This is a genomic window from Nonomuraea sp. 3-1Str (assembly GCF_031570565.1).
Classification (GTDB): domain Bacteria; phylum Actinomycetota; class Actinomycetes; order Streptosporangiales; family Streptosporangiaceae; genus Nonomuraea.
The window spans coordinates 215283-239438 of the sequence record NZ_JALHBK010000008.1 but is presented as its reverse complement, the minus strand read 5'-3'; the positions used below and the strand labels follow the sequence as shown (position 1 = coordinate 239438).

The following is a 24156-nucleotide window of genomic DNA, read 5'->3' as shown; positions in this document are numbered from 1 at the left end:
GTGACCGGAGGATCCTTTTCATGCCTGTCATCCCGGTTCCCGGGCGCGACCACACCTGGGCCGCCCTCACCCCCGCCACCGCCTATGTCTTCGGCGTCGAGAGCGGCGACGACACCCGCGTCGTCCAGCACTACTGGGGGCCGAGGCTGCCCGGCGCCGCGTTGGGTGAGGTCGCCGACGCGGTCCCGGCGTGGATCGCCACCGGCTTCCTCGACCCCGCCGACGCGGCGGAGCTGCTGCCCGTCGACGGGGGGCGCCGCTGGGGCGTGCCGTCGCTGCAGGCGGTCTACCCGGGTGGCGTCCGCTCCGTCGAGCTGGCCTTCGACCGGGCCGTCCAGCACGGCCCCGACGAGCTGGAGCTGGTGCTGCGCGACCAGGTCTACGGGCTGTGCGTCGGCCTGCGCGTGCGCGTCCACGACGACACCGACGTGATCGAGCGCTGGACCGAGGTGGCCAACGACTCCGGCGAGCCCGTCCACCTCCAGCGGCTCGACTCCGGGGCGTGGGCGGTGCCCGAGCAGGCCGGGTTCGGCTACGCCGGCGTGGCCGGCGGCTGGGCCCGCGAGACCCAGCTCCACCGGGGCGAGCTGCCGCCCGGCGAGACCACGTTCACCAGCAGGACCGGCACGACCTCGCACAAGGCCAACCCGTGGATCATGATCGGTGACGCGTCCGAGACGGGCGGCGAGGTGTGGAGCGTCGCGCTGGCGTGGAGCGGCTCGTGGCGGCTCACCGCGCAGCGCCGCCCCGAGGGCGACCTCGCCGTCACCGCCGGGTTCGGCCACGAGGGCCTCACCTGGCCGCTCGCGCCGGGCGGCTCCCTGCGCACGCCGTCCGTGCTCGGCCTGCACACCACCGGCGGGTACGGCGCCGCCAGCCGCGCCTGGCACGCCTACGCGCGCGGGCACGTCCTGCCCACTCCTGCCGAGGAGCGGCCCGTCCTGTACAACTCGTGGGAGGCCACCGGCTTCGACGTCAGCGAGGACGGCCAGCTCGCCCTCGCCCGCCGGGCCGCCGAGCTGGGCGTCGAGCTGTTCGTCGTGGACGACGGCTGGTTCGGCACGCGCACCGACGACACGCGCGGCCTCGGCGACTGGTGGCCGAACCCGGACCGCTTCCCACAGGGCCTGGGCAAGCTGTTCGACGGCGTCCGCGAGCTGGGCATGCAGGCCGGGCTCTGGGTGGAGCCCGAGATGGTCAACCCCGACAGCGACCTCTACCGCGAGCACCCCGGCTGGACGCTGCACTACCCGGGCCGCCGCCGCGACACCATGCGCCACCAGCTCGTCCTCAACTTCGCCCGCGACGACGTGCGCGCCTGGGCGCTCGGCTGGCTGGACGGGCTCGTCGCCGAGTACGGCCTGGCCTACCTCAAGTGGGACATGAACCGCAGCTTCAGCCAGGCCGGCTGGGCCGAGGGCGGCGACCTGCTGTGGATCGAGCACACCCGCGGCGTCTACGCCGTCATGGACGAGCTGCGCGCCCGCCACCCCGGCCTGCGGATCGAGTCGTGCTCGGGCGGCGGCGGCCGGGCCGACTTCGGCATCCTGCGGCGCACCGACCAGGTGTGGACCTCCGACAACACCGACGCCCGCCACCGCCAGACCATCCAGGAGGGCTTCTCCTACCTGTATCCGGCGAGCGCCATGTCGTGCTGGGTCACCGACAGCCCCAACCCGATCACCGGGCGGGAGGTGCCGCTGCGCTACCGCTTCCACGTCGCCATGGCCGGCACGCTCGGCATCGGCGGCGACCTGGCCAGGTGGAGCGAGGCGGAGCTGGCCGAGGCGCGGGAGCTCGTCGCCGCGTACAAGGCCGTGCGTCCCGTCGTGCAGCACGGTGAGCTGCACCGGCTGACGGGATCGCCGGGCACCAGCGCGTCGGCCGTGCAGTACACGCTGGGGGAGCGGGTGGTGGTGTTCGCCTACAACCCGTACACGCTGGACGAGCGGCCGCCCCGGCGGCTGCGCCTGGCCGGGCTCGACCCCGAGGCGCTGTACGAGGACGAGGCGGGGGTGCGCCGGCACGGGGCCGCGCTCATGCACCACGGCCTGGTCGTGCCGTCCTGGTCACTGTCCGGGACCGACTATCGCAGCGAGATGCTGGTGCTGCGGCGCGTAGAGGGCAGATCATGACGAGATGGACATCATGCAGCTGATCGAGAAGTCCCGCGACGCGGCGAACGTGAAACGGGTCTTCGGTGAGCCCCTGCGCCAGGGCGACGTCACCGTGGTCCCGGTCGTCCGCGTCTTCGGGGGAGGCGGCGGCGGCAGCGGCAGCCGCCGGGGAGGGGAAGGGAAGGACGGGGAGGAGGGCAGCGGCGGCGGCTACGGCTACGCCGCCACGCCCGCGGGCGCCTTCGTGATCAAGGACGGGGACGTGCGCTGGCAGCCCGCGGTGGACGTCAACCGCATCGTGCTCGGCGGCCAGATCGTCGCCGTCGTGCTCCTGCTCACCCTCCGCTCCATCCTCAGGAAGCGCCGCCGCCGCTAGACGCGCACCGCTCCTTGCGCACGTCGCGCAAGGGCGTACGGGAGGAGCGGTGACTCTCAGGCGGGGAGCAGGCCGTGGGCGTCCGCCAGGAGCTCCAGGGAGCGGAGCCACGCCTTCCGGTCGGGCGCCGCGGAGACGACGATCAGCTCGTCCGCCTGGGCGAGCCGGGCGAAGCCGGCGAGGTACTCCTCCACCTCCGCGGGGTTCCCGACGGCCGAGTACGTGGTCATCTGCGCGATCTGCCGGCCGGCGGGGGACAGGAGGATGCTGTCGGCCTCCTCCGGCGTCAGGGTGCGGCCGGGGGTGAGGAACCGGCTGACCCTCATGCGCCTGGCCGCCAGGAACTGCTCCTGCGCCTCCTCGGTGGTGTCGGCCGCGATGACGTTGACGCCGGCGATGACGTACGGCTGCGCCAGCTGCGCGGACGGCTTGAACTCGCGCCGGTACACGGCGACGGCCTCCTCCAGCGCGGTGGGCGCGAAGTGGGAGGCGAAGGCGTACGGGAGGCCCAGCGCGGCGGCGAGCGTGGCCCCGAACAGCGAGGAGCCGAGGATGTACAGCGGCACGTCGGTGCCCTTCCCGGGCGTCGCGTCCACGCCCGGGATGCGGGACTGGCCCGTCAGGTAGCCCTGGAGCTCCAGGACGTCCTCCGGGAAGGCGTCGGCGGACATCGGGGTGCGGCGCAGGGCCCGCATGGTCTGCTGGTCGCTGCCGGGCGCCCGGCCGAGGCCGAGATCGATGCGCCCGGGATGCAGGGTCTCCAGGGTCCCGTACTGCTCGGCGATGGTCAGCGGGGCGTGGTTGGGCAGCATGACACCGCCCGCTCCGAGGCGGATCGTCCGGGTGTGCGCGGCCACGTGGGCGATGAGGACGCTGGTCGCCGAGGACGCGATGGAGGGCATGTTGTGGTGCTCCGCGTACCAGATCCGCCGATAGCCCCACTCCTCGGCGTGCCGGGCCAGGTCCACGCTGGCGTTCAGGCTGTCGCGCGCCGTCTCCCCGTCGCCGATGTAGGCGAGATCGAGGATCGAGAGTGGAAGAGCCATGGGGGTCAAGCCTTTCGTCGCGGGCGACCAGTGGTATGCGGGCCGGCGGTCCGGTTCCTCGCACGCTGTGCAACCACCGCGGGCGCGCGCTTATTTCGCGGAGGTCGCGTACGGGCGCGGCCGGCGGCGGGCTGCGAAAGTCCCATGCCCTCACGGGTCCCTTTGTGGCAGCATGGCCGGCGGGCCGGCGATCATGCCGACTCGCTGTAACGGCCGCTGTCACGGCCGGTCTCGAAAGGGTTTGAACGGATGCGCAAGACGATGAAGGCTCTCGGTCTGGCTGCACTGCTGGGTGCCGGGACGATCGTCATCAACCCCGCCCCCGCCCTGGCCGCGGGCTACACCCCGGAGGCGGCCTGCGCCAAGCAGTCCGGGTACGGCGGCTGGACCCACGTCTCGGACAACAAGCGGACGCTGAAGAACGGCAACTCCGTGTGGGGCTACGTCTACCTGATGTGGAACCACAGCCACCTGACCAACTGCGTCACGGTGATCAAGACGGCCTACGCCGGCACCCCCACCTACACCCAGGCCATCCTCAAGCTCCAGGGCGGCGGCGCCTACCGCGACCCCGGCACCCTGACCGCGAAGAAGTACAAGTACTTCGCGGCCGCCATCGGGTACGGCAAGAAGCAGTGCGTCGACTTCGAGGGCTACACCACCGACACCCGCAGGGACTACGGGATCGCCTCGGCCAAGCGCGGACGCTTCGCCAACTGCGGCTGACCGGCGAGGGCGCCGCTAAGCGACCGTGACCCCCAGCAGATGGCCCAGGCCGAAGGTCACGGCCGCGGCGCCGACGCCCAGGGCGAGCTGGCGCAGGCCGCCCAGCCACCACGGCCGGGCCGTCATGCGCGCCACCGCCGCGCCGAACCCGAACAGCGCCAGCACGCTCAGCACCACCGCCACCGTCAGCCCCGACGCCCCGAACAGGAACGGCGCCAGCGGCACCAGCGCCCCCACGGCGAACGCCCCGAACGACGACGCGGCGGCCAGCCGCGGCGAGGGCAGGTCGTCGGGGTCCACGCCCAGCTCCTCGCGCACGTGGACGCGCAGCGCCTGCTCCGGGTCGGCCGACAGCCCCGCCGCGACCTTGCGTGCCAGCTCGGGGTCCAGGCCGCGCGCCCGGTAGAGGGCGGCCAGCTCGGCCTGCTCGCCCTCCGGGTTGCGGGCCAGCTCGCGGCGCTCCACGGCGATCTCGGCGCGCATCAGCTCGGTCTGCGACTTCACGGACGTGTACTCGCCGGCGGCCATCGAGCACGCGCCCGCCACCAGCCCGGCGAACCCGGCCAGCACCGCCCCGCGGCCCGCGCCCGCGGCGCCGACCACACCGGCGATCAACGCGAAGTTGGAGACGAGTCCGTCCATGGCACCGAACACGGCCGGCCGCAGCCACCCGCCGGTCACGTCACGGTGGGTGTGGTGCTGTTCGGGGGAGTACGGCTGCGCGAGCTCCACGGTCATGAAAAAGCCTCCAAATGCCTATATCTCCCTGAAATTTAGGCATAGTTCCGGAGGAGCCGCAACGAAGGGGAGGCTTGCCTGACCTGCGGCGTTACCGGGAGAGCGGGAGGCGACTCGAACGCCTGATCGGGCCTGGTCGGGGGTGAGGGCGCGTCCCGTGGACGTACTCACCGGGTGACCGTGAAGGGGGCGCAGCGATCCCTGTGCTCGTGCGCCCGCCTTCGCGGATTCGGCCTCCGGACCTAGGGGATCTCAGGGGCCGGTGCGCAGGAACGGCCGTGCCCGGTCCGCGGCAGCTCGTCCCGCGCCCGGTCCGGCGGCGTGCCGGGGCGCGGGCAGGGCGACGCCGTGGATGAGCGCCGAGCAGTCGGCGATCGCCCCCGTCAGCAGCTCCCGCAGCAGCGTGTCCGGGTCGGGGATGCACGCCTGCACGATCCCCACCACCGAGAGCTGCACCGCGTTGGGCGCGGCGTAGCGGCGGAAGCCCTTCTCCGTGATGCGCGCCGCCCGGCTGAAGTTTCTCGCCTGCTCGGCCGCGCGCGGCACCTGGGCCATCGCCCATTCGCTGCGCTCGCCCATCCGGCCCGACGGGACCCCGTCGAGGCGGCACAGCATCTCCTCGGCCGCCAGCACGGACACCGCCAGCGCCAGTTGCCGTTCGGCGGCGGCCACCGGCAGCGCCGTCGTCGCGCACCTGATCGCGATCCGGGCGTCGACCCGCAGGTCGTCGCTGGCCAGGCCGATGATGGACGGGACGAGCCCGATGAGCTCACCCCGCTTGTCGTCGCTCGTGTTGTCGTTGACCAGGCGGGCGAGCGCGGCCAGCAGCGGGTGCGTGCAGGCCGGGTGGTCGCTCCACCGCTCGCCGGCGAGATAGGACGCCAGCTCCATGAAGCAGGCACCGCGCTTCGGGTTGCGATGTCTCCCTCGGGACAGGACCGGCATGAGATCAAGGTGATTGTCCACGGGTGCTCCAACTCGACGGATCGCCGTCTTTCCAGTCTGCGCCGCAGATCGTGTGAGCGCCAGTGATGGGATGTTCCCGTCGTAGGCACCCGGAGCCCCGAGGCCGCCGTTCGCGACCACCCGCCCGCGTCCCCGCCGCCTCCCCGAATGAATGGGTATATCTTTTCGCGCCCGGCGCGGGGCGGTCGGTGAAGACATGGTCGCGGATGCCGTCCACCGGCGGCAGGCCCATCGAGGTCCGGTGGGTGTTGATCGTCTCGCCGAACAGCGCGTTCATGTGCTCGGCGTGGAGATCCCACAGCGCCCGGTTGCCAGCGGATGTCCCTCCTTGCCGTTGTGCGTCGAAGGCGTCGAACAGGTGGAACCGCCGGCGGCCACCCGAGGCGTGCCGCCTTCAAAGGCCACGGTCGACGACGGCGTAGGTGACGTTGTGGAAGACCTCCAGGAAGTCCCGCATCGTCAGCCTGAACTTTCCGGTGTCCTGCTCGAAGGTGAGCGCCTTGTCCAGGTCGGGCGAGTTCCGATGGTGCGGGTTGCGCAGGGTGATGGTGGACGCCTGGGGGTCGAGGGTTGCCAGCACCGCGGACAGCGATGCCATGTTCCTCGGCGGGGCGCCGTGTTTCGCGTCGTAGTCAGGCTCGGGCCGGGGTGCGGTGAACCGCAGATCGGCGCCACAGATCGCGTATGCGTGGCTGGCGAAGACGTGGTGGCGCTGCTCGGTTGAGGACACCGGCGGAGCCAGCGCCGCGATCAGCTTGACGATCCTTTCAGCCCAGGGAAGCTCGTTCCTCAGGGGCCACAGGACGTCAACCACGTTCGCGCAGAGGGTCCTGAATGCGTTGTCGTACTCCAGGGCCGCGCGCCTCGCCCTTCGGTTCTCCACCTGCTCCTCCGTCTCGCTTCCCGGTGGATGCGGCGGCAGCACGTCCTGCAGCAGTGCGCTTATCCTCCCGACCTGGCTGGTGAGACCTGCCTTCACCAGGCCGGCTTGGTGCTCCTTGAGCTTCGGCAGCAGCTCCATGCCGGTGTCGATCCAAGACACGTTGGCGGTGGGCACGACGATGCACGGCGGCCGGCCCGCAGCCTGCTTCTCCAGCATGATCAGTACGTTCAGCAGCAGTGCTGCGTGCGTGGAGAGCGCCTCGGTGTCTTGGGCCGCCCGGCGCAGCTGCTGCACGTTCACCGAGTGCGCATGGCGCAGCTGATGGCCGTACAGGCAGTCGAACAGCTCCGCCGAGGTGAACAGGCCCTGGCCGATCAGTTCGTAGCCGTCGTCGGGCTCCTCGCCCGGGGAGGGCGACTCCTTCCCGTACGGGCCGTACGATGCCGCGAAGGCGGCGAACGCGCGCTCCATCAGCGGGGCCCACATGACCGCCGTCACCGGGATCGTCGTCTCCGCGTAGAACTCGCCGTCGGCGGTCATGCGGCGTTTGACCACCCCTGGCCCGCAGAGGGCCCGCGGCCGGGCGCTTGTCAGGGTGAGCTCGCCGCGTGGCTGCGCGACGTGCGGGAGACGCGGGCCGACCACGATCCGCTGCGGTATGCGCCAAGGCCGCTGCTGGACGGTGGTCGTCCGGAAGAAGGTGACCTCGAAGGAGTCCGGCTCGGCGCCCGGCTTGACCATGCGCCTGATCTGGCCGGGGTCGTGGTCGGCGATCGAAGCGAGCGTGGACAGCAGGACGCAGGTGCCCAGCTCGCCCTGGGCCACGTCGTCACCGCTCGGGCCGTCCGGGGGGAACACGGTCTGGTCCTCCAGTACCAGCCGTGTCACCGCGGCGTCGCCCGGTTGCGTCTTCTCATCGCGATAACGGTCCGCGGCGGGATCGACATTCGTGCGGGGGACGTTCGGCGGCGACAGGGTGACCATCGACTGGTCGTGGGTGGAGAAGAGGTTGTGACCGTCCGGATGGATCGGCGCGTACGTCACCACGTACGCCTGAGAAGACTTTTCGTTCGCCGTGAGTATGCCGTCGCATGTCTGCAGAGATTGGCGGGCTATCGCCGACAAACGGGCGCCGTCGTACGATTCGTTCCCTGTTCCGATCATCTGGTCGAACGCGGTGGCGACCAGCTTCGGCAGAAAGCTGTACGGCCCCTTCCGGGTGCCCGTCGGTCTGAAGGCGCAGAGGCGTAAAATCGTCGGCCATGGCCCCGGCTCCTCCTCGACAGCCCAATACATGACGGCTTTCTCGGCCACCGACCGCAGCGCCACGGGCCGCCAGAGGTCGATCCGGAAGTCGGCGAGGTGCGTCTCCAGTTGCTTCTTCACCATCTCGTAGCCATCGATGGTCCTGGGCAGGACATCGATGGCGGCCTGCACGCGCTCGTAGTGCGCGACGAACCCGGATACGCTGGCGACCTGCTTGATCTCCTCCCGCTTTCCGGCGATGAGCAATCCCGTGTCGCCGTTCTCGGCGATCACCGCCGCGGTGTCCGCCCATCCCGGCTCCCCGTCGACCTCGATCCGGACCCTTTCGCCGAGGATCAGCGGCGGGTCGTCGGTGAAGGCGAAGCCGGTGCCTCCGGGAAGCTCCCTGGGGCTACCCCCTTCGGGGTAGAAATGGGATTTGACCATGAATGTGCCGCGCATTTGCCCTCTCCCCCTCGTGCGCCACTCCCGAGCCAGCGAATTGTTACACCTGCCGAAAAGCCGGTCAATGACGGTGACCTGCCAGAGCAGGCGGAAGGGTGAGGCCCTGTCAGGCTGCCGGCCGGAGCGCAATTGCTGCACAAGCCAGAGAGAAGCAATTTCGCCGTTCGGTCGCGGAGGCCGGCACGCGCCTGGAGCCCGCGGAGGACGGCCGTCCGGGTGGGGAACGGTGGGCCCGCCGGGATGCGGGCGGGCCGGCGCAGACGATCATGAATGGGTTCCGCGGGCGGGCCGCCGGGTAGGTAGCTGGTCGGAGACATCGAGACAGGGGGCGCCGGGTCATCGGCGAGGCGTGAACGGTCCGCGGCGGCGTCCTCGCCAGCAGGAGAACCCAAGGCCGACAGCACGATCACAGAGATCGAAAAGGAGAGCGCCCGGGGACGGGCCCGTGCTACGTTGCCGACACTTCTCGACTTGAGCACCGGGCGGCGGCCGGGGTAGCCACAGCCGCGCGGGGCTCCTCATCCGGATGGGGGCACCGACGGTGAGGTGGGCGCTGCTGCTCGCTGCCGCGACGACGCTGTGGTTGGCACAGCCCGCCGCGGCCGAGGTCGCCGAGGTCATGGACACGGCGCGGACGCCGCAGACGGCGGCGCTCTCCACGGGACCGGCGGGGGCGGCCGGGGGGGGGCGGGTCGTGTTCGTCGGCGTGCCCGGCCTGCACTGGGACGACCTCGACCCGGCCCGCACGCCCAACCTGTGGCGGCTGGCCGGTCAGAGCGCGCTCGGCTCGGTGTCGGTCAAGACCGTCGGCACCGTCGCCTGCCCGTACGACGGCTGGCTGACCGTGTCGTCCGGCGTCCGCTCCGCGGTCGGCCACGGCTGCGGGCTGCCGCCCGAGCCCCAGGTCAGCGGCGAGGGCGCGGTCGTGCCCGGGTTCCGGGAGCTGCGCGGCCTGCGCGACGGCGCGTACGCGGGCACGCTCGGCCAGGCCGTGCACGCCGCCGGCCAGTGCACGGCGGCGGTCGGCGGGGGAGCGGCGCTCGCCCTGGCCGACCTGGAGGGCAAGGTCGACGTGTACGCGCCCGAGCCCGCCGCGCTGGCCGACTGGTCCCGCTGCCGGGTGACGGCCGTCGACGTGGACGAGCTGATCACCCCGTACCTCTCCGGCGGCAGGCTGCCCGCCGAGCCCGAGGCGCTCACCCCGGCACGGCGCGAGGAGGCGGTGCGCGCCGCCGACGCGAAGGTCGGCGAGGCGCTCGCCAAGGTGCCCGCCGGCAGCGACGTCGTCCTGGCCGGCATCGGCGACCACGGCACCGTGCCGCACCTGCGCGTCGCGATGTGGAAGGGCGCCGGGGCCGAGCCGGGGGCGCTGCTCGGCACCACCTCGACCAGGCGCGAGGACATCGTCATCCTGCCCGACATCACGCCCACCGTGCTGGCCGCCGCCGGCATCGAGGCGCCGCCGACCGTCGTCGGCGTCCCATGGCGGCCCGGCAGCGTGCTGCCGCTCGGCGAGGCCGCCGCCCACCTGCGCGAGGCCGACCTGACCGGCACCACGGTGCGCTCCACGACCGGACTGTTCTTCACCGGGTTCGCCGTCGCTCAGGTGTCGTTCTACGTCGTCGCCTACCTGCTGCTGACGCGCCGCAGGCGGCCCTACGCGGTGGGCGTCGCGGCCCTCGCCGTCGCCTCGATCCCCGTCTCCACGTACCTGGTGAACCTGCTGCCGTGGGTGCGGGCCGGGGTGCCGGCCGCGGCGCTCGTCGGCGGGGTGCTGGGGCTGGCCGCCCTGATCGTGGCGGCGGCCCTGGCCGGCCCGTGGCGGCGTCACCCGCTCGGGCCGCCCGCCGTGGTCGCCGGCGTCACCGCCGCCGCCCTGGTCGGCGACCTGCTGAGCGGTACGACCCTGCAGTTCAACAGCCTCATGGGCTACACCGCGGTGGTGGGCGGCCGCTACTACGGGCTGGCCAACATCCCGTTCGCGCTGCTGGCCACCGCCGTGCTCATGGTGACCGCCGTCGCCGCCGACCACCTGGTGCGCGTCGGGCGCAGGAGGGTGGCGGTGACGCTGGTCTCCACGCTCGGCCTGATCGCGATGCTGCTGGCCGGCTGGCCCGGCGTGGGCAGCGACTTCGGCGGCGTGATCGCGTTCGTGCCCGGGATCGCGGTGACGGCGATGCTGGTGGCCGGCAAGCGGGTGTCGGTGGTCAAGCTGGCCGGGTTCTGCGTGCTGGGCGGCGTGGCGGTGTCGATCATCGCGATCCTGGACCACACGCGGCCCGTCGCGGCGCAGACCCACCTCGGCCGGTTCGTCGGCCAGGTGATCGACGGGACGTTCCTGCCCATGATCGGCCGCAAGCTCGGCGCGATGCTCAACACCATGCTGTCGCCCAACCTCATGCCGATCGTGATCGTCGGGCTGGCGTTCCTGGTGTTCGCGCTGCTGCGGCCGGCCAAGGTGAGCGCGGGCCTGGTGCCGCAGGCGTTCGCCCGGGCCCCGATGCTGCGGGCCGGCCTGGTGGGCGCGCTGGTCAGCGGCGTGGTGGGCATGCTCGTCAACGACTCCGGCACGGCGGTGCTGTCCATGGCCGTGTCCTTGGCCGTGCCGCTGGTCCTGTACGCGGGGCTGCGCTCGCCGGAGGCCGCCGAGCCGGCGGACGCGGCGGCGGCGGACGACGCGGAGGACGTGGAGCGCCGCGGAGCGGCCCCCACCCCGGCCTAAGCGCCCGCCCCCTCGCTCCTGAAGTTTTCTTTTAGTTCATTGCCAAGTCTTGAAAGTTATAGCCACGAGCGATTGAGTTCGGTCGTGCAGACCCTCCGTTACGTGGCCGCCGCCGCGTCCGTGCTCCTCTTAGGTGTCGCGGTCCCGGCGCAGGCCGACCCCCAAGCTCCCGCCGAGGACGCGCTGAAGGCGTCGTCCTACACCCCCGCCTCCACGCTGCTCGCCGACGCCGCGGCCACCTCCACCACCGCCACCCAGCGGCTGGAGACCGACAAGCGGACCAGGCCCGTCGCCCCCGGCGTCTCGCTCACCTCGTTCGACCGCTACGACGCGCTCGGCTGGCTGCGCGGCGACGCCCTCACCGCCGACCTGGGCAGCGCCAAGGCCGACTACGTGTACTCCGGCGAGGTCACCAAGACCGAGCCGCTGTCCGGCCCGGCCGGGCGGGCCCGTGCCGTCGCCGCCGTCAACGGCGACTTCTTCGACATCAACGCCTCCGGCGCCGCCCAGGGCGTCGGCGTCCAGGACGGCACCCTGATCCAGTCGCCCGTGGCCGGCCACGAGAACGCGGTCGCCATCACCGGCGACGGCGTCGGCCGCGTCCTCAAGGCGTACTTCAAGGGCACCGCCACTCCCTCGGGCGGCGCGCCGATCGGTCTCACCCAGTTCAACCAGGTCATCCAGAAGGACGGCGTCGGCCTGTTCACGCCGCTGTGGGGCTCGTACACGCGGGCCCGCGCCGTCGAGGGGGCCTCCGCCGTCACCGAGGTCGTGCTGGTGGACGGGGTCGTCACCGAGGTACGGCAGGCGGCCGGCACCGGCGCCATCCCGGCGGGCACCACCGTCCTGCTCGGCCGGGACGCCGGCGCCGCCGCGCTGGCCGCGCTCAAGGCCGGCGACCACGTGGACGTCGCGTACCGGCCCAAGGCGTCCGACGGCAGCACGCTCAAGGCCGCGGTCGGCGGCAACTACGTGCTGATCAAGGACGGCGTCGTGCAGACCTCGTCCGACCCGGCCGCCCACCCGCGCACCGCGGTCGGCTTCTCCGCCGACGGCCGCAAGATGTACCTGCTGACCGTGGACGGCCGCCAGGCCGACAGCCGCGGCGTCACCCTGAACGAGCTGGCCGCCATGATGGCCGAGCTGGGCGCCGCCAACGCCCTCAACATGGACGGCGGCGGCTCCTCCACGCTGCTGGCCCGCGAGCCCGGCCAGGCCGCCGTCCAGGTCGAGAACAGCCCGTCCGACGGCGGCGAGCGGCACGTGCCCAACGGCCTGGCCCTGTTCGCGCCCGAGGGCAGCGGCAAGCTGAAGGGCTTCTGGCTGGAGACCGCCGGCGACCCGTCGCGCGTGCCCGGCACCGGCCCCGTCGCGGGCGGCCGGCCCGACCGCGTCTTCCCCGGCCTCACCAGGCGGCTGAGCGCCGCCGGCTACGACGAGACGTACGGCCCGGCCGCCGGCACCCCGTCGTGGCGCTCCGAGCCGGCCGTCCACGGCGTCGTCCGCGACGGCAGATTCCACGCGCTGGTGCCCGGCCAGACCACCGTCACCGCCTCCCGCGGCGCCGCCAAGGGCACACTGGAGCTGACCGTGCTCCAGCCGCTCCAGCGGCTCGGCCTCACCACCGACCGCGTCGGCCTGCCCGGCGCCTCGGGCACCGCCTCGTTCGGCGTCGTCGGCTACGACCGCAACGGCAACTCCGCGCCCATCGAGCCCGCCGACCTGTCCCTGTCGTACGACAAGGACCTGTTCGAGGTGACCCCGGCCGACCAGGGCTACTTCACGGTCAAGGCCAGGAAGGAGACCGGCTCCGGGCTCATCACCGCCAAGGTGGGCCAGGTCAGCGCCGCCGTGCCCGTCACCGTCGGCTTCGAGGACAAGCCGGTCGCCGGGTTCGACGACGCCGCGTCCTGGACGTTCGCCGCCGCCCGCGCCACCGGCTCGCTGTCGGCCGCGACCGGGCAGAGCGGGGGCGGCCTCAAGCTGTCCTACGACTTCACCCAGTCCACCGCCACCCGCGCCGCGTACGCCAGCCCGCCGCAGCAGATCGTGGTGCCGGGGCAGCCGCAGGGGTTCGGGATGTGGATCAACTCCACCGGCAAGGGGGAGTGGCCCAGCCTGGAGTTCTACGACGCGCTTGGCCAGTCGCAGATCCTGCGCGGGCCGTACATGACGTGGACCGGCTGGAAGTACGTCGAGTTCGCCGTGCCGGCGGGCGTCAACTACCCGCTGCGCCTGCGGCGCTTCTACGTGGCCGAGACGCGCGCCGACACGAAGTACACCAACGAGATCGTCATCGACGGGCTCGTCGCCAAGGTGCCGCCGTCCGTGTCGGCCCCGGCCGCCGCCAAGGTCGCCGACCCGGTGATCAGGCCGGACGTGGCGGCGATGCCGTGGCGGTTCGCGGTCATGTCGGACGCGCAGTTCGTCGCCCGCGACCCCGACAGCGACATCGTCCGCAACGCCCGCCGCACGCTGCGCGAGATCAAGGCGGCCGAGCCCGACTTCCTGATCATCAACGGCGACCTCGTGGACGAGGCGTCGCCGGAGGACTTCGCGCTGGCCAAGCGGATCCTGGACGAGGAGCTGGGCGGCACCGTGCCGTACCACTACGTGCCGGGCAATCACGAGGTCATGGGCGGCAAGATCGACAACTTCGAGGCCGTGTTCGGCGACACGTACGGGACGTTCGACCACAAAGGCACCCGGTTCGTCACGCTCGACACCTCGCGCCTCAACCTGCGCGGCGGCGGCTTCGAGCAGGTGGCGCTGCTGCGTTCGCAGCTCGACGCCGCGGCCCGCGACGCCTCGGTCGGGTCGGTGGCGGTGCTGTTCCACGTGCCGCCGCGCGACCCCACGCCCGGCAAGGGCAGCCAGCTCGGCGACCGCAAGGAGGCCGCGCTGGTCGAGCAGTGGCTCGCCGACTTCCAGCGGACCACCGGCAAGGGGGCCGCCTACATCGGCGCGCACGTCGGCACCTTCCACGCCTCGCGGGTGGACGCGGTGCCGTACTTCATCAACGGCAACTCCGGCAAGAACCCCGCCACCTCCGCCGATGACGGCGGGTTCACCGGCTGGTCGCTGTGGGGCGTGGACCCGGTGACGCCGAAGGAGGCCGAGCAGGTCAAGCGGAACTGGTTCGTGGACGCGCCGGCCTGGATCGGCACGCAGGTGCGGCCGCACGTGGACGAGCTCACGCTCACGGCGCCCGCCGCGCTCGCCCCCGGCGGCACCGGCCGGGTCACGGCGGAGGTCAAGCAGGGGACGCGGGCCGTGCCGGCCTCCTACCCGGTGTCGGCCGCCTGGTCGGGCTCGCCCAATTTGCACGTCGGCCCCGCCCGGACGGCCAAGCCGTGGCACGTGGCGGTCCTCGACCCGGAGACGGGCACGCTGACGGCGCGGCGCGCGGGACAGGTGACGGTCGCGGTCACGGTCAGCGGCGTCACCCGCCAGGCCACGGTCGCGATCTCCGCCAAGGCAGCCGCCTGACGCCCCGAGGGCGCTCGCCTCACCCGGCGGGCGCCCTCGCGGGGCTCACCGGTCCCGGACGGGGTCACGGTCCGCCCTTGTCGGAGGAGTCGCCGGCGTCTCTGCGGTTGCGGCGCTCGTTCCGGGCGGTGATGACGTTCTCTATCGTGAGGACGGCGATCACGACGAGCAGGACGCCGATCGGAATCAGCATGGCGGTATCGAATTCCGTCAGCATCGCCGCACCTCCCCCCGAGCTGAGGCGTGCAGGACTTACCTACCCGCAGGGTCGCGGCGAACCAGGACACGAACCAGGACGCGGGCGACGCGCCGGTGGCGACCCGATCCGTGCGCAGTGATGGGCGTCCCGTGGGGATAGCGTGACGCGCGGCCGGGCAGGCAGGGGGCGGCCATGGCGGTCATCGGTCCACGCGATGAAGGGATGGCGATCATGTCTGTTGCGCTTCTTCGTGGAGGCACGCGCCCGGCGGCGGGACTCGTCGTCGCCGCGGTGACGCTGGCGGCGTACGGAGGGACGATCGGGGCGGCGGCGCCCCAGGCCCAGGCCCGGGCCCGGGCGAGCACGACCGTCGTGGTGACGGAGACGGAGTTCCACCTGGCGCTCTCGACGGCCCACTTGCAGCCCGGCGCCCACACGTTCAGGATCCGCAACGCCGGCCACGTCCCGCACGGTCTGTCGATCAGGGGGCCTCATGTCGCCGCGACGTCCGCGATCATTCCGCCCGGCGGCCGGACGTCGCTGTCGGTCACGCTGCGCAAGGGGATGTACCACCTGTGGTGCCCGGTCGACGCGCACCGCGCGCACGGGATGGCGACGACGATCAAGGTCAGGTAGCGCCCGCGGCCCAGGAGGGCCGCCCGGTGGCATGGGGCGGGTGAACGGCGGGTACGGCGGGAGCGGAGCGGTGCCGAACCAGCGGAGGAGCGCCGATGGCCGCCGACCTCACCGAGATCATCGACGACCTGCCCCTGGTGGACCACCACGTCCACGGCGCCACCGCGCACGACCTGTCCCGCCGCGCGTTCGAGGAGCTGATCACCGAGTCGGACCGGCCGGTGCCGGGCTGGATGACCTCTTTCGACTCGCAGCTCGGACACGCCATCCTCCGGCACTGCGCCCCCGTGCTGGGTCTCGACCCGCACCCTTCGCCCGAGGAGTACCTGGCGCGCCGGGCCCGGCTGGGCGCCGGTGAGGTCAACCGGCGGCTCCTCGGCGCCGCGGGCGTCGGCCACTACCTGCTGGAGACGGGCTACCGGGGCGAGGAGATCCTGGGGCCGGCCGGCATGGCCGAGGTCACCGGCGTGCCCGTGGACGAGGTGGTGCGGCTGGAGCAGGTCGCCGAGCGGGTGGCCGCGTCCGGCTGCGGGGCGGGCGCGTTCGCGCGGCGGTTCGCCGAGGCCCTGGGGGAGCGGTCCCGTACGGCGCGCGGCCTGAAGACCGTCGTGGCCTACCGTCACGGCCTGGAGTTCGACCCGTCCCCGCCCTCGGCGGCCGAGGTCACCGAGGCGGCCGGCCGCTGGCTGGCGGAGGCGGAGGCGAGCGGCGCGGGCGAGGCGAGGTGGAGGGTCACGGATCCCGTGCTGCTGCGGCACCTCATCTGGACGGGCCTGGAACGCGGCCTGCCGCTCCAGTTCCACACCGGCTTCGGCGATCCCGACGTGGACCTGCGCCGGGCGGACCCGCTGCTGCTGCGCGGGCTCATCGAGCGGGCCGAGCCGACCGGGGTCCCGCTGATGCTCCTCCACTGCTACCCGTACCACCGCAACGCCGGCCACCTCGCCCACGCCTACCCGAACGTCCACCTCGACGTGGGGCTGGGCGTCACCTACACCGGCGCCCGCGCCGCCGCGCTGGTGGCGGAGAGCCTGGAGGTGGCGCCGTTCGCCAAGCTGCTGTTCTCCTCCGACGCCTGGGGGCCGGCCGAGCTGCACCACCTGGGCGCGACGCTGTGGCGGCGCGCGACGGCGCGGGTGCTGGGCGGGTTCGTGGCGGAGGGGGAGTGGTCGGCCGGCCAGGCGGCGCGGGTGGCGTCCCTGGTGGGCGCCGAGAACGCCGCCCGCGTGTACGGCCTCTCCGGCGCCGCCGCCGCGTCGCGAGCGCGCTCCGCCCGGCGTGAGGGCGGCAGGTTCATGGGTTGAGCAGGCGTATCGGCTCACCGGCGAGGAAGGCGTGGATGTCCTCGACCGCCTCCCGGTAGTACGTCCGGTAGTTGCCTGTGGTGACGTAGCCGAGGTGCGGCGTGGCGAGCACGCCGGGCAGGGTGCGCAGCGGGTGGTCGCCCGGCAGCGGCTCGGTGTCGAAGACGTCCAGCCCGGCGCCGGCGATGGAGCCGGCGCGGAGGGCCTCGACGAGGGCTTCCTGGTCGACGATGGCCGCGCGCGAGGTGTTGACCAGGTAGGCCGTCGGGCGCATCAGGCCCAGCTCGTGGCGGCCCACCAGGCCGCGGGTGCGTTCGCCGAGCACCAGGTGGACCGAGACGATGTCGGAGCCGGCCATCAGCGCGTCCTTGGAGGCCGCGAGCCGCACACCGAGAGGGTCGGTCCGTTCCGCGGTGAGGTTCTGGCTCCACGCGACCACGTTCATGCCGAACGCCTGCCCCACCCGGGCGACCTGGCGGCCGATCTTGCCCAGGCCGAGCAGCCCGAGGGTGCTCCCGTGCAGGTCCAGCCCGACACTCCGCTGCCAGGGGCCGTTCTCGCGCAGCGACGTCGCCTCCGGGACCAGCCGGCGCGCCAGGCCGAGGATCAGGGCCCAGGTGAGCTCGGCGGGCGGGGTGGGGCTGCTGGCCGTGCCGCACACCGTGACGCCGTGGGCGGCGGCGGCCTCCAGGTCGACGGCCGCGTTGCGCATGCCCGAGGTGATCAGCAGACGCAGCGCGGGCAGCCGGGCGAACAGCGAGGCGGGAAAGGGCGTCCGCTCCCGCATGATCATCACGATCTCGCAGTCCTCGGCGGCCCGGACCAGGTCGTCGTGGTCGGCGATGTGCTCGCGCAGGCTCCGCGCCTCCACGGCCGACCAGTCGGCCATGGTGAGGGCGACACCCTGGTAGTCATCGAGAATCAGGCAACGCATCATGTCCGTGGACGTTACCGGGACGCTCGGGGGCGGCCCTGACGGGGCCGGTGCGCGGTGGGGGCGTGAGCAGCGCGGCGGGCGAAGGGGTCAGAGTGCTTCGGCGATCAGCTCGGCGAGGTGGGTGGCCCGACGGCCGGTGCCCTGGGCGATCTGGGTGCGGCAGCTGAAGCCGTCCGCCAGCACCACCGTGTCCGGCGCGGCGGCCCGTACGGCCGGCAGCAGCACCTGCTCGCCCGCCGCCACCGACACCTCGTAGTGGCCCCGCTCGAAGCCGAAGTTGCCGGCCAGCCCGCAGCACCCGGACCTCAGCACGGTGTTGTCCACGCCCATGCGCCGCAGCAGCTCCGCGTCGGCGTCGAAGCCGCTGGTCGCGTGCTGGTGGCAGTGGGTCTGGCTGATCGAACGGCCGCCGGCCCCGGGCGGCTCCCACCCGGCGCGGACCAGCAGCTCGGCCAGGCCCACGGTGGCCCCGGCGAGCAGGCGGGCCCGCCCGTCCCCGTGGAGCAGCTCCGGCACGTCCGTCCTCAGCGTCGCGGTGCAGCTGGGCTCCAGCCCGACCACCGGCACACCCTCCTCCAGCGCCGGCCCGAGCGCGTCCAGGGCCCGGCGGCCGAGGCGGCGGGCCGTGCCGAGCTGGCCGGTCGTGAACCAGGTCAGCCCGCAGCACTGCGTGCCCGGCGGCACGCGGACCTCGTACCCGGCGGCCTCCAGCACCCGCACGCCGGCGCGCAGCACCGACGGGCTGAAGTGGTTGTCGAAGGAGTCCACCCAGAGCATGACCGGCCCACGCGTCGCCTCGCCGGCGGGGGACGGCCGCCGCCGGAACCATGTCAGGAACGTCTCGCCGGCGAAGCGGGGCAGCTCCCGCTCGCGCGCGACCCCGCCGAGCCGCTTGATCAGCGGGGACAGAGGCGAGGACAGCACGGCGTTGACCAGGCGCGGCATCCGTGAGGCGGGCCGGGCCAGCAGTGGCAGCCAGCCCATCGAGTAGTGCGAGGCGGGCCGCAGGCGGTGGCGGTAGTGGTGGTGCAGGAACTCGGACTTGTAGGTGGCCACGTCCACGCCGACGGGGCAGTCCACGCTGCACCCCTTGCACGACAGGCACAGGTCGAGCGCGTCGAGCACCTCCGGCGAGCGCCACCCCGTGGTGATCACCTGGCCCTGCGTCATCTCGTACAGCAGGCGGGCACGGCCGCGCGTGGAGTCCTTCTCGTCCCGGGTGACGCGGTAGCTGGGGCACATCACCTCGCCCCGGTGATCGGCGGTGCGGCACTTGCCTACGCCGACGCAGCGGCGGGCCGCCCTGGCCAGGTCGCCGCCGTCGGAGCCGAGCGGCAGCACGGTGGCCAGCGGGATCGAGGGCCGGCGCGGGTCCACCCGCAGGTCGCCGTCCACCGGCCGGGCCCGGACGATCATGCCGGGGTTGAGGCCGCCGCCCGGGTCCCACAGGTCCTTGAACCGCTCGAACAGCGCCATGACCTCCGGCCCGTACATGAGCGGCAGCAGCTCGGAGCGGGCCTGGCCGTCACCGTGCTCGCCCGACAGCGAGCCGCCGTGCTCGGCCACCAGGCGCGCCGCGTCCGTGAGGAAGGACCGGAACCGGGCCACGCCGGCCTCGGTGCCGAAGTCGAAGTCGATGCGCACGTGCAGGCAGCCCTCGCCGAAGTGGCCGTACACCGCGCCGCGCAGCCCGTACCGGTCCATGAGGGCGGTGAAGCCGCGCAGGTACGAGCCGAGCCGCGCGGGCGGCACCGCGGCGTCCTCCCAGCCGGGCCACGCCTCCGACCCGTCGGGCAGCCGGGTCGCCAGGCCGGCCCCGTCCTCCCGGATCCGCCACAGCCGCCGCGCCCGCCCGGGGTCGGTGACGGTCAGCGCGCCAGTGGACCCGGCCGACCGCCCGGCCGCCTCGCACAGCGCCCGCGCCCGCTCCGGCAGCCCGGCCGGGTCGCCGCCCAGCTCCGCGAACAGCCACGCCTGGCCCGCGGGCAGCGCCTCGATCTCCGCCCGGGTCGCCGGCCGGGTCACGATGCCGGTCAGCGCCCGGTCCAGCCCCTCCAGCGCCAGCGGCCGGTGCTCCAGCAGCGCGGGGACCGCGTCCGCCGCCTCACCCGCGCCGGCGAACCCGAGGACGACCAGAACCCGCGCCGGCGGCGGCGCGACCAGGCGCACGGTCGCCGACAGGATCACCGCGCACGTGCCCTCGCTGCCGGCCAGCGCCCTGGCCAGGTGGAACCCGTGCTCGGGCAGCAGGTGCTCCAGCGCGTAGCCCGACACCTGCCGGGGGAAGCGGCCGAGCCCGGTCCGCAGCGTGGCCAGGTTGCGGCGGGCCAGCTCCGCCAGCGCGCCGACCAGCCGGCCGCGCTCGCCGCCCTCCGCCACGGCCGCCCGGACCTCCTGCTCCGTCATCGCGCCGACCGTCATCACGGTCCCGGAGTAGGTCAGAACCTCCAGCGCCACCAGGTTGTCGGCGGTCCGCCCCCAGGCCAGCGAGTGCGAGCCGCAGGCGTTGTTGCCGATCATGCCGCCGAGCGTGCAGCGGCTGTGCGTGGACGGGTCCGCGCCGAACACCAGTCCATGCGCGGCGGCGGCCTTCTGGAGGTCGTCCAGGACGGTTCCCGGCTCGACGGTCGCCGTGCGCGCCCCGGGGTCCACCGCGAGGACGCGGTTGAGGTACCGGGAGAAGTCGAGGACCACGCCCGAGCCGACGGCCTGCCCGGAGGTGCTGGTGCCGGCGCCGCGCGACGTGATCGGCACGCCCAGGCGGCGGCACACCGCCACCGCCTCGACGACGTGCCGCCGCTCGCGGGGGAACACCACGGCCATCGGGACCCGCCGGTAGTTGGAGGCGTCGGCGGCGTACTGGGCGCGCCGCCCCGCGTCGGCCGCCACTTCGCCGCACCCCGCCGCGCGCAGCGCCGCCACGAGCCGCGCGAGCTCACCGGCGGCCGCGGTGTCGCCCTCCGCGGTCGTACGGGTGCCGGCGGGCGTGCCGACCGTGTGCTCCCTGTTCGTCCGCATTCCTCCGTCTCACCTTGCGGGGCTGCCGGGCCGAAACCAAGCCCCGCGCACCGGCAGATCCCCGCTCAAGCCCAAGCAACGCTTGCGCTGCGTTCCCCGCAGGCCGTCAATCCGGAGGGGCGCCACATCCGTGACGCCGAACTCATCGCTGACGAAACAGGCTGGAACCTCTAGGCTCAGGCGGCGATGGATCTCGCACACTTCACTCCTGGCTCGGGCCGCCTGGCGCCCCGGGCGGCTCTGCGTTCCGACGCCCCCTCCCTCGACCTCAACGGCACGTGGCGCTTCCGCCTGTCGCCGACGGCCGCCGTGCCGGAGGACTTCGCCGACCCCGGCCACGACGACTCCGCGTGGGACGAGCTGCCCGTGCCGTCGCACTGGCCGCTGCACGGCCACGGCGCCCCTGCCTACACCAACGTCTCCTACCCGTTCCCGATCGACCCGCCCCACGTTCCGACCGAGAACCCCACCGGTGACTACCGGCGCGCCTTCGACCTGCCCGAGGGGTGGAGCGGCGGGCGGCTCCGGTTCGAGGGCGTCGAGTCGTACGCCCGGGTCTGGCTCAACGGCCACGAGCTGGGCTTCACCACCGGCAGCCGGCTGGCCGCCGAGTTCGACGCCGGCCCGTACCTGCGGCCGGGCCGCAACGTGCTGGCCGTCCGCGTCCACCAGTGGTCGGCCGCCAGCTACCTGGAGGACCAGGACATGTGGTGGCTTCCCGGCATCTTCCGGGACGTCACGCTCACCCGGTCCACCGCCGACGTGTTCGTCCGAGCCTCGTACGAGGACGGCCGGGGAACGCTGAGCTTCGACGGCCCCGGCCTGCTCAGCGTGCCCGAGCTGGGCGTCGACGGACTGGAGCCCGGCACCCCGGTCACCCTGGACGTGGAGCCGTGGACCGCCGAGACGCCGCGCCTCTACGACGCCGCCGTGGCCTGCCCCGGGGAGACCGTGCGGCTGCGCGTGGGATTCCGGACGATCTCCATCGAGGACGGCGTCCTGCTCGCCAACGGCCGGCCGCTGCTGCTCAAGGGCGTGAACCGGCACGAGTTCCACCCCGAGCACGGGCGCGCCGTGCCGTACGAGACCATGCGGCAGGACGTCCTGCTGATGAAGCGGCACAATGTCAACGCCGTGCGCACCAGCCACTACCCGCCGCACCCCGACTTCCTCGACCTGTGCGACGAGCTGGGCCTGTGGGTCGTGGACGAGTGCGACCTGGAGACCCACGGCTTCGGCCAGGTCGGCTGGCGCGCCAACCCCACCGACGACCCGCGCTGGGCCGAGGCGTACCTCGACCGCATGCGCCGCACGGTCGAGCGCGACAAGAACCACCCGAGCGTCATCATGTGGTCGCTCGGCAACGAGGCGGGCGTCGGCCGCAACCTCGCCGTCATGGCCGACTGGACGCGCGAGCGCGACCCGTCCCGGCCGATCCACTACGAGGGCGACTGGTCGTGCGCGAACGCCGACGTGTACTCCCGGATGTACGCGGGCCACGCCGAGGTCGAGGCCATCGGGCGCGGCACCGAGGACCCGCTGCCCGACCCCGAGCTCGACGCGCGGCGGCGGCGCATGCCGTTCATGCAGTGCGAGTACGCCCACGCCATGGGGCTCGGGCCCGGCGGCCTGGCCGAGTACCAGGAGCTGTTCGAGCGGTACCCGCGGCTGGCCGGCGGGTTCGTCTGGGAGTGGATCGACCACGGGCTCGCCCACCCGGAGCTGGAGTACGCCTACGGCGGCGACTACGGCGAGCCGGTCCACGACGGCAACTTCGTCATCGACGGGCTGGTCTTCCCCGACCGCACGCCGTCGCCCGGCCTGCTGGACCTCAAGAAGGTCTTCGAGCCGGTCCGCTTCGCGTTCGGCGACGGGATCGTGCGGGTGAGCGGTGGGTACGGCTTCCGCGACCTGTCGCACCTGGACTTCCACGCCACGGTGGAGGCGGACGGTGAGCCGCTGACGCGGTTCACGCTCGACGTCCCCGCCGGGGGCGGCGAGGTCAAGCTGCCCGACCTGCCGGAGGGGGAGGGGGAGCGGTGGCTGACCGTGCGCGCCGTGCTGGCCGCCGACGAGCCGTGGGCCGAGGCCGGGCACGAGGTCGCGTGGGGGCAGACCCGCCTGGCCCCTGCCGGGAACGCCGCCGAGGACCCGGCACCTCGGGGGGGCGCGAGCGTCTCCCCGGTGGCCGCCGGGGAGATCGCCGTCGGAGGAGGGCGGTTCGACGCCGGCAGCGGGCGGCTCGTCCGGCTGTTCGGGCTGGACGTCGACGGGCCCCGCCTGGAGCTGTGGCGGGCGCCCACCGACAACGACCGGTACGGCGGCCTCGCCGCCGCGTGGCGGGAGGCCGGCCTGCACCGGCTCACCCACCGCGTGGACGAGGTGGCTGTGCCGGAGCCGGACGGGCTCGTCGTACGCACCCGGGTGGCGCCCGCCGCCACCGACGCCGGCATGCGCGTCACCTACCGGTGGGCCGCCGCCGGCGACGGCCTCACGCTCACCGTCGAGGTCGAACCCGAAGGCGAGTGGACCGGCCCGATCCCGAGGCTCGGCGTCGTCATGGCGCTCCCCGGCGACCTCGGGGACGTCACCTGGTTCGGACGTGGTCCGGGCGAGGCGTACCCCGACACCGGGATGGCGGCCAGGGTCGGCCGCTGGTCCGCCACCGTCGAGGAGCTGCAGACCCCCTACGTCCGCCCCCAGGAGAACGGTCACCGGGCGGAGGTCCGCTGGGCCACGCTGACCGGCTCCGGCGGTCGCGGCGTGCGAGTGGCGGGAGATCCCGTGTTCGGGCTCACGGCCCGGCGGTGGAGCACGGCCGACCTCGAACGCGCCCGCCACCGGCCCGACCTCGTGCCGGGCGACCGGGTCCACGTCAACCTGGACCTCGCCCAGCACGGCATCGGCACGGCGAGCTGCGGCCCCGGCACGCTGCCCGCCTACGAGCTGCGCCCGGAGCCGGCCGCCTTCCGGCTGCGCTTCGACCCGGCCTGAGCCGCGCACGACGCCGGCCCCGGCGGGCTCCCGCCCGCCCGGGGTCCGGGCGGCCCGGAGCGCCGGATCAGGGGCGCTTGGTGCGGAACTTGTCGAGGAACCGCCGCGCCTTGTCCTGGTTGCGCGGATCGTTCGCCATCCGCTTGGCCTTCTCCATCGTCTGCTGTCCCTGAGGGCTGCGCAGGTACGCGCGCAGCTTGTCCATGAGCGTCGCCATGCGCCTCCCCTACCCACGACGAACGCCCGGAAGCGGCCGCGTCTCCGCTTCCGGGCGTTCCCGTGCCGGGCCGGTGCC

The 24156-nt window shown here is 73.4% G+C and carries 16 protein-coding genes; 8 read left to right on the top strand and 8 right to left on the bottom strand.

Annotated elements, in window-relative coordinates:
• Positions 1-20: 20 nt before the first annotated feature.
• Both MTP10_RS16090 and MTP10_RS16085 read left to right on the top strand, forming a co-directional pair.
• Complete coding sequence (locus MTP10_RS16090; RefSeq protein WP_310710121.1) at positions 21-2135, top strand: alpha-galactosidase; 2115 nt, start codon at positions 21-23, stop codon at positions 2133-2135.
• 4 nt (positions 2136-2139) lie between these two features.
• A complete protein-coding gene (locus tag MTP10_RS16085; protein ID WP_310710119.1) occupies positions 2140-2493 on the top strand; it encodes a spore germination protein GerW family protein in 354 nt (117 codons plus the stop codon).
• Between the two features lie 56 nt (positions 2494-2549).
• On the opposite strand, the gene MTP10_RS16080 is transcribed toward MTP10_RS16085, so the two are convergent.
• Positions 2550-3539 carry an LLM class flavin-dependent oxidoreductase gene (locus MTP10_RS16080; protein WP_310710117.1) on the bottom strand — a complete coding sequence of 330 codons (990 nt, stop codon included), beginning with the start codon at positions 3537-3539 and terminating at the stop codon, positions 2550-2552.
• 249 nt (positions 3540-3788) lie between these two features.
• On the opposite strand from MTP10_RS16080, the gene MTP10_RS16075 reads away from it, so the two are divergent.
• On the top strand, positions 3789-4265 hold the full coding sequence (locus MTP10_RS16075) for a hypothetical protein (RefSeq protein ID WP_310710115.1): 477 nt from the start codon (positions 3789-3791) through the stop codon (positions 4263-4265).
• A 15-nt stretch (positions 4266-4280) separates the two neighbouring features.
• Here MTP10_RS16075 and MTP10_RS16070 read toward each other — a convergent pair whose 3' ends face one another.
• The 3 genes from MTP10_RS16070 to MTP10_RS16060 form a co-directional block, all read right to left on the bottom strand.
• Positions 4281-5003 (bottom strand): VIT1/CCC1 transporter family protein, encoded by a 723-nt coding sequence (locus MTP10_RS16070; protein WP_310710113.1) that lies wholly within the window; start codon positions 5001-5003, stop codon positions 4281-4283.
• Between the two features lie 252 nt (positions 5004-5255).
• Positions 5256-5969: a hypothetical protein gene (locus MTP10_RS16065; RefSeq protein ID WP_310710111.1), complete on the bottom strand. Its 714-nt coding sequence runs from the start codon at positions 5967-5969 to the stop codon at positions 5256-5258.
• 394 nt (positions 5970-6363) lie between these two features.
• Positions 6364-8559: a hypothetical protein gene (locus MTP10_RS16060; RefSeq protein WP_310710110.1), complete on the bottom strand. Its 2196-nt coding sequence runs from the start codon at positions 8557-8559 to the stop codon at positions 6364-6366.
• 529 nt (positions 8560-9088) lie between these two features.
• Between MTP10_RS16060 and MTP10_RS16055 the strand changes: the two genes are divergently transcribed.
• Together MTP10_RS16055 and MTP10_RS16050 are read left to right on the top strand one after the other, a co-directional pair.
• Complete coding sequence (locus tag MTP10_RS16055; protein ID WP_310710108.1) at positions 9089-11284, top strand: hypothetical protein; 2196 nt, start codon at positions 9089-9091, stop codon at positions 11282-11284.
• Positions 11285-11368: 84 nt separating this feature from the next.
• Complete coding sequence (locus MTP10_RS16050) at positions 11369-14773, top strand: phosphodiester glycosidase family protein (protein WP_310710107.1); 3405 nt, start codon at positions 11369-11371, stop codon at positions 14771-14773.
• Positions 14774-14837: 64 nt separating this feature from the next.
• On the opposite strand, the gene MTP10_RS16045 is transcribed toward MTP10_RS16050, so the two are convergent.
• A complete protein-coding gene (locus MTP10_RS16045) occupies positions 14838-14990 on the bottom strand; it encodes a hypothetical protein (protein ID WP_310710105.1) in 153 nt (50 codons plus the stop codon).
• A 213-nt stretch (positions 14991-15203) separates the two neighbouring features.
• Here MTP10_RS16045 and MTP10_RS16040 point away from each other — a divergent pair, with 213 nt between their 5' ends.
• Both MTP10_RS16040 and MTP10_RS16035 read left to right on the top strand, forming a co-directional pair.
• Positions 15204-15608: a hypothetical protein gene (locus MTP10_RS16040; RefSeq protein WP_310710103.1), complete on the top strand. Its 405-nt coding sequence runs from the start codon at positions 15204-15206 to the stop codon at positions 15606-15608.
• Between the two features lie 95 nt (positions 15609-15703).
• Positions 15704-16912, top strand: a complete 1209-nt coding sequence (locus MTP10_RS16035; RefSeq protein WP_310710102.1) for an amidohydrolase family protein — start codon at positions 15704-15706, stop codon at positions 16910-16912.
• Here MTP10_RS16035 and MTP10_RS16030 read toward each other — a convergent pair.
• A complete protein-coding gene (locus tag MTP10_RS16030; protein WP_310710100.1) occupies positions 16902-17849 on the bottom strand; it encodes a D-2-hydroxyacid dehydrogenase family protein in 948 nt (315 codons plus the stop codon). The two genes, MTP10_RS16035 and MTP10_RS16030, sit on opposite strands and share 11 nt — an antisense overlap.
• Positions 17850-17936: 87 nt before the next feature.
• Positions 17937-20867: an FAD-linked oxidase C-terminal domain-containing protein gene (locus tag MTP10_RS16025; protein ID WP_310710099.1), complete on the bottom strand. Its 2931-nt coding sequence runs from the start codon at positions 20865-20867 to the stop codon at positions 17937-17939.
• A gap of 186 nt (positions 20868-21053) precedes the next feature.
• Here MTP10_RS16025 and MTP10_RS16020 point away from each other — a divergent pair, with 186 nt between their 5' ends.
• Positions 21054-23861 (top strand): glycoside hydrolase family 2 TIM barrel-domain containing protein, encoded by a 2808-nt coding sequence (locus MTP10_RS16020; RefSeq protein ID WP_310710097.1) that lies wholly within the window; start codon positions 21054-21056, stop codon positions 23859-23861.
• Between the two features lie 67 nt (positions 23862-23928).
• Here MTP10_RS16020 and MTP10_RS16015 read toward each other — a convergent pair whose 3' ends face one another.
• On the bottom strand, positions 23929-24078 hold the full coding sequence (locus tag MTP10_RS16015; RefSeq protein WP_310710095.1) for a hypothetical protein: 150 nt from the start codon (positions 24076-24078) through the stop codon (positions 23929-23931).
• Positions 24079-24156: the final 78 nt, after the last annotated feature.

Coding starts and splice junctions, on each gene's coding strand:
- MTP10_RS16090 (WP_310710121.1), top strand. CDS start 21: ATGCCTGTCATCCCGGTTCCCGGGCGCGACCACACCTGGGCCGCCCTC.
- MTP10_RS16085 (WP_310710119.1), top strand. CDS start 2,140: ATGGACATCATGCAGCTGATCGAGAAGTCCCGCGACGCGGCGAACGTG.
- MTP10_RS16080 (WP_310710117.1), bottom strand. CDS start 3,539: ATGGCTCTTCCACTCTCGATCCTCGATCTCGCCTACATCGGCGACGGG.
- MTP10_RS16075 (WP_310710115.1), top strand. CDS start 3,789: ATGCGCAAGACGATGAAGGCTCTCGGTCTGGCTGCACTGCTGGGTGCC.
- MTP10_RS16070 (WP_310710113.1), bottom strand. CDS start 5,003: ATGACCGTGGAGCTCGCGCAGCCGTACTCCCCCGAACAGCACCACACC.
- MTP10_RS16060 (WP_310710110.1), bottom strand. CDS start 8,559: ATGCGCGGCACATTCATGGTCAAATCCCATTTCTACCCCGAAGGGGGT.
- MTP10_RS16055 (WP_310710108.1), top strand. CDS start 9,089: ATGGGGGCACCGACGGTGAGGTGGGCGCTGCTGCTCGCTGCCGCGACG.
- MTP10_RS16045 (WP_310710105.1), bottom strand. CDS start 14,990: ATGCTGACGGAATTCGATACCGCCATGCTGATTCCGATCGGCGTCCTG.
- MTP10_RS16040 (WP_310710103.1), top strand. CDS start 15,204: ATGTCTGTTGCGCTTCTTCGTGGAGGCACGCGCCCGGCGGCGGGACTC.
- MTP10_RS16035 (WP_310710102.1), top strand. CDS start 15,704: ATGGCCGCCGACCTCACCGAGATCATCGACGACCTGCCCCTGGTGGAC.
- MTP10_RS16030 (WP_310710100.1), bottom strand. CDS start 17,849: ATGATGCGTTGCCTGATTCTCGATGACTACCAGGGTGTCGCCCTCACC.
- MTP10_RS16025 (WP_310710099.1), bottom strand. CDS start 20,867: ATGCGGACGAACAGGGAGCACACGGTCGGCACGCCCGCCGGCACCCGT.
- MTP10_RS16020 (WP_310710097.1), top strand. CDS start 21,054: ATGGATCTCGCACACTTCACTCCTGGCTCGGGCCGCCTGGCGCCCCGG.
- MTP10_RS16015 (WP_310710095.1), bottom strand. CDS start 24,078: ATGGCGACGCTCATGGACAAGCTGCGCGCGTACCTGCGCAGCCCTCAG.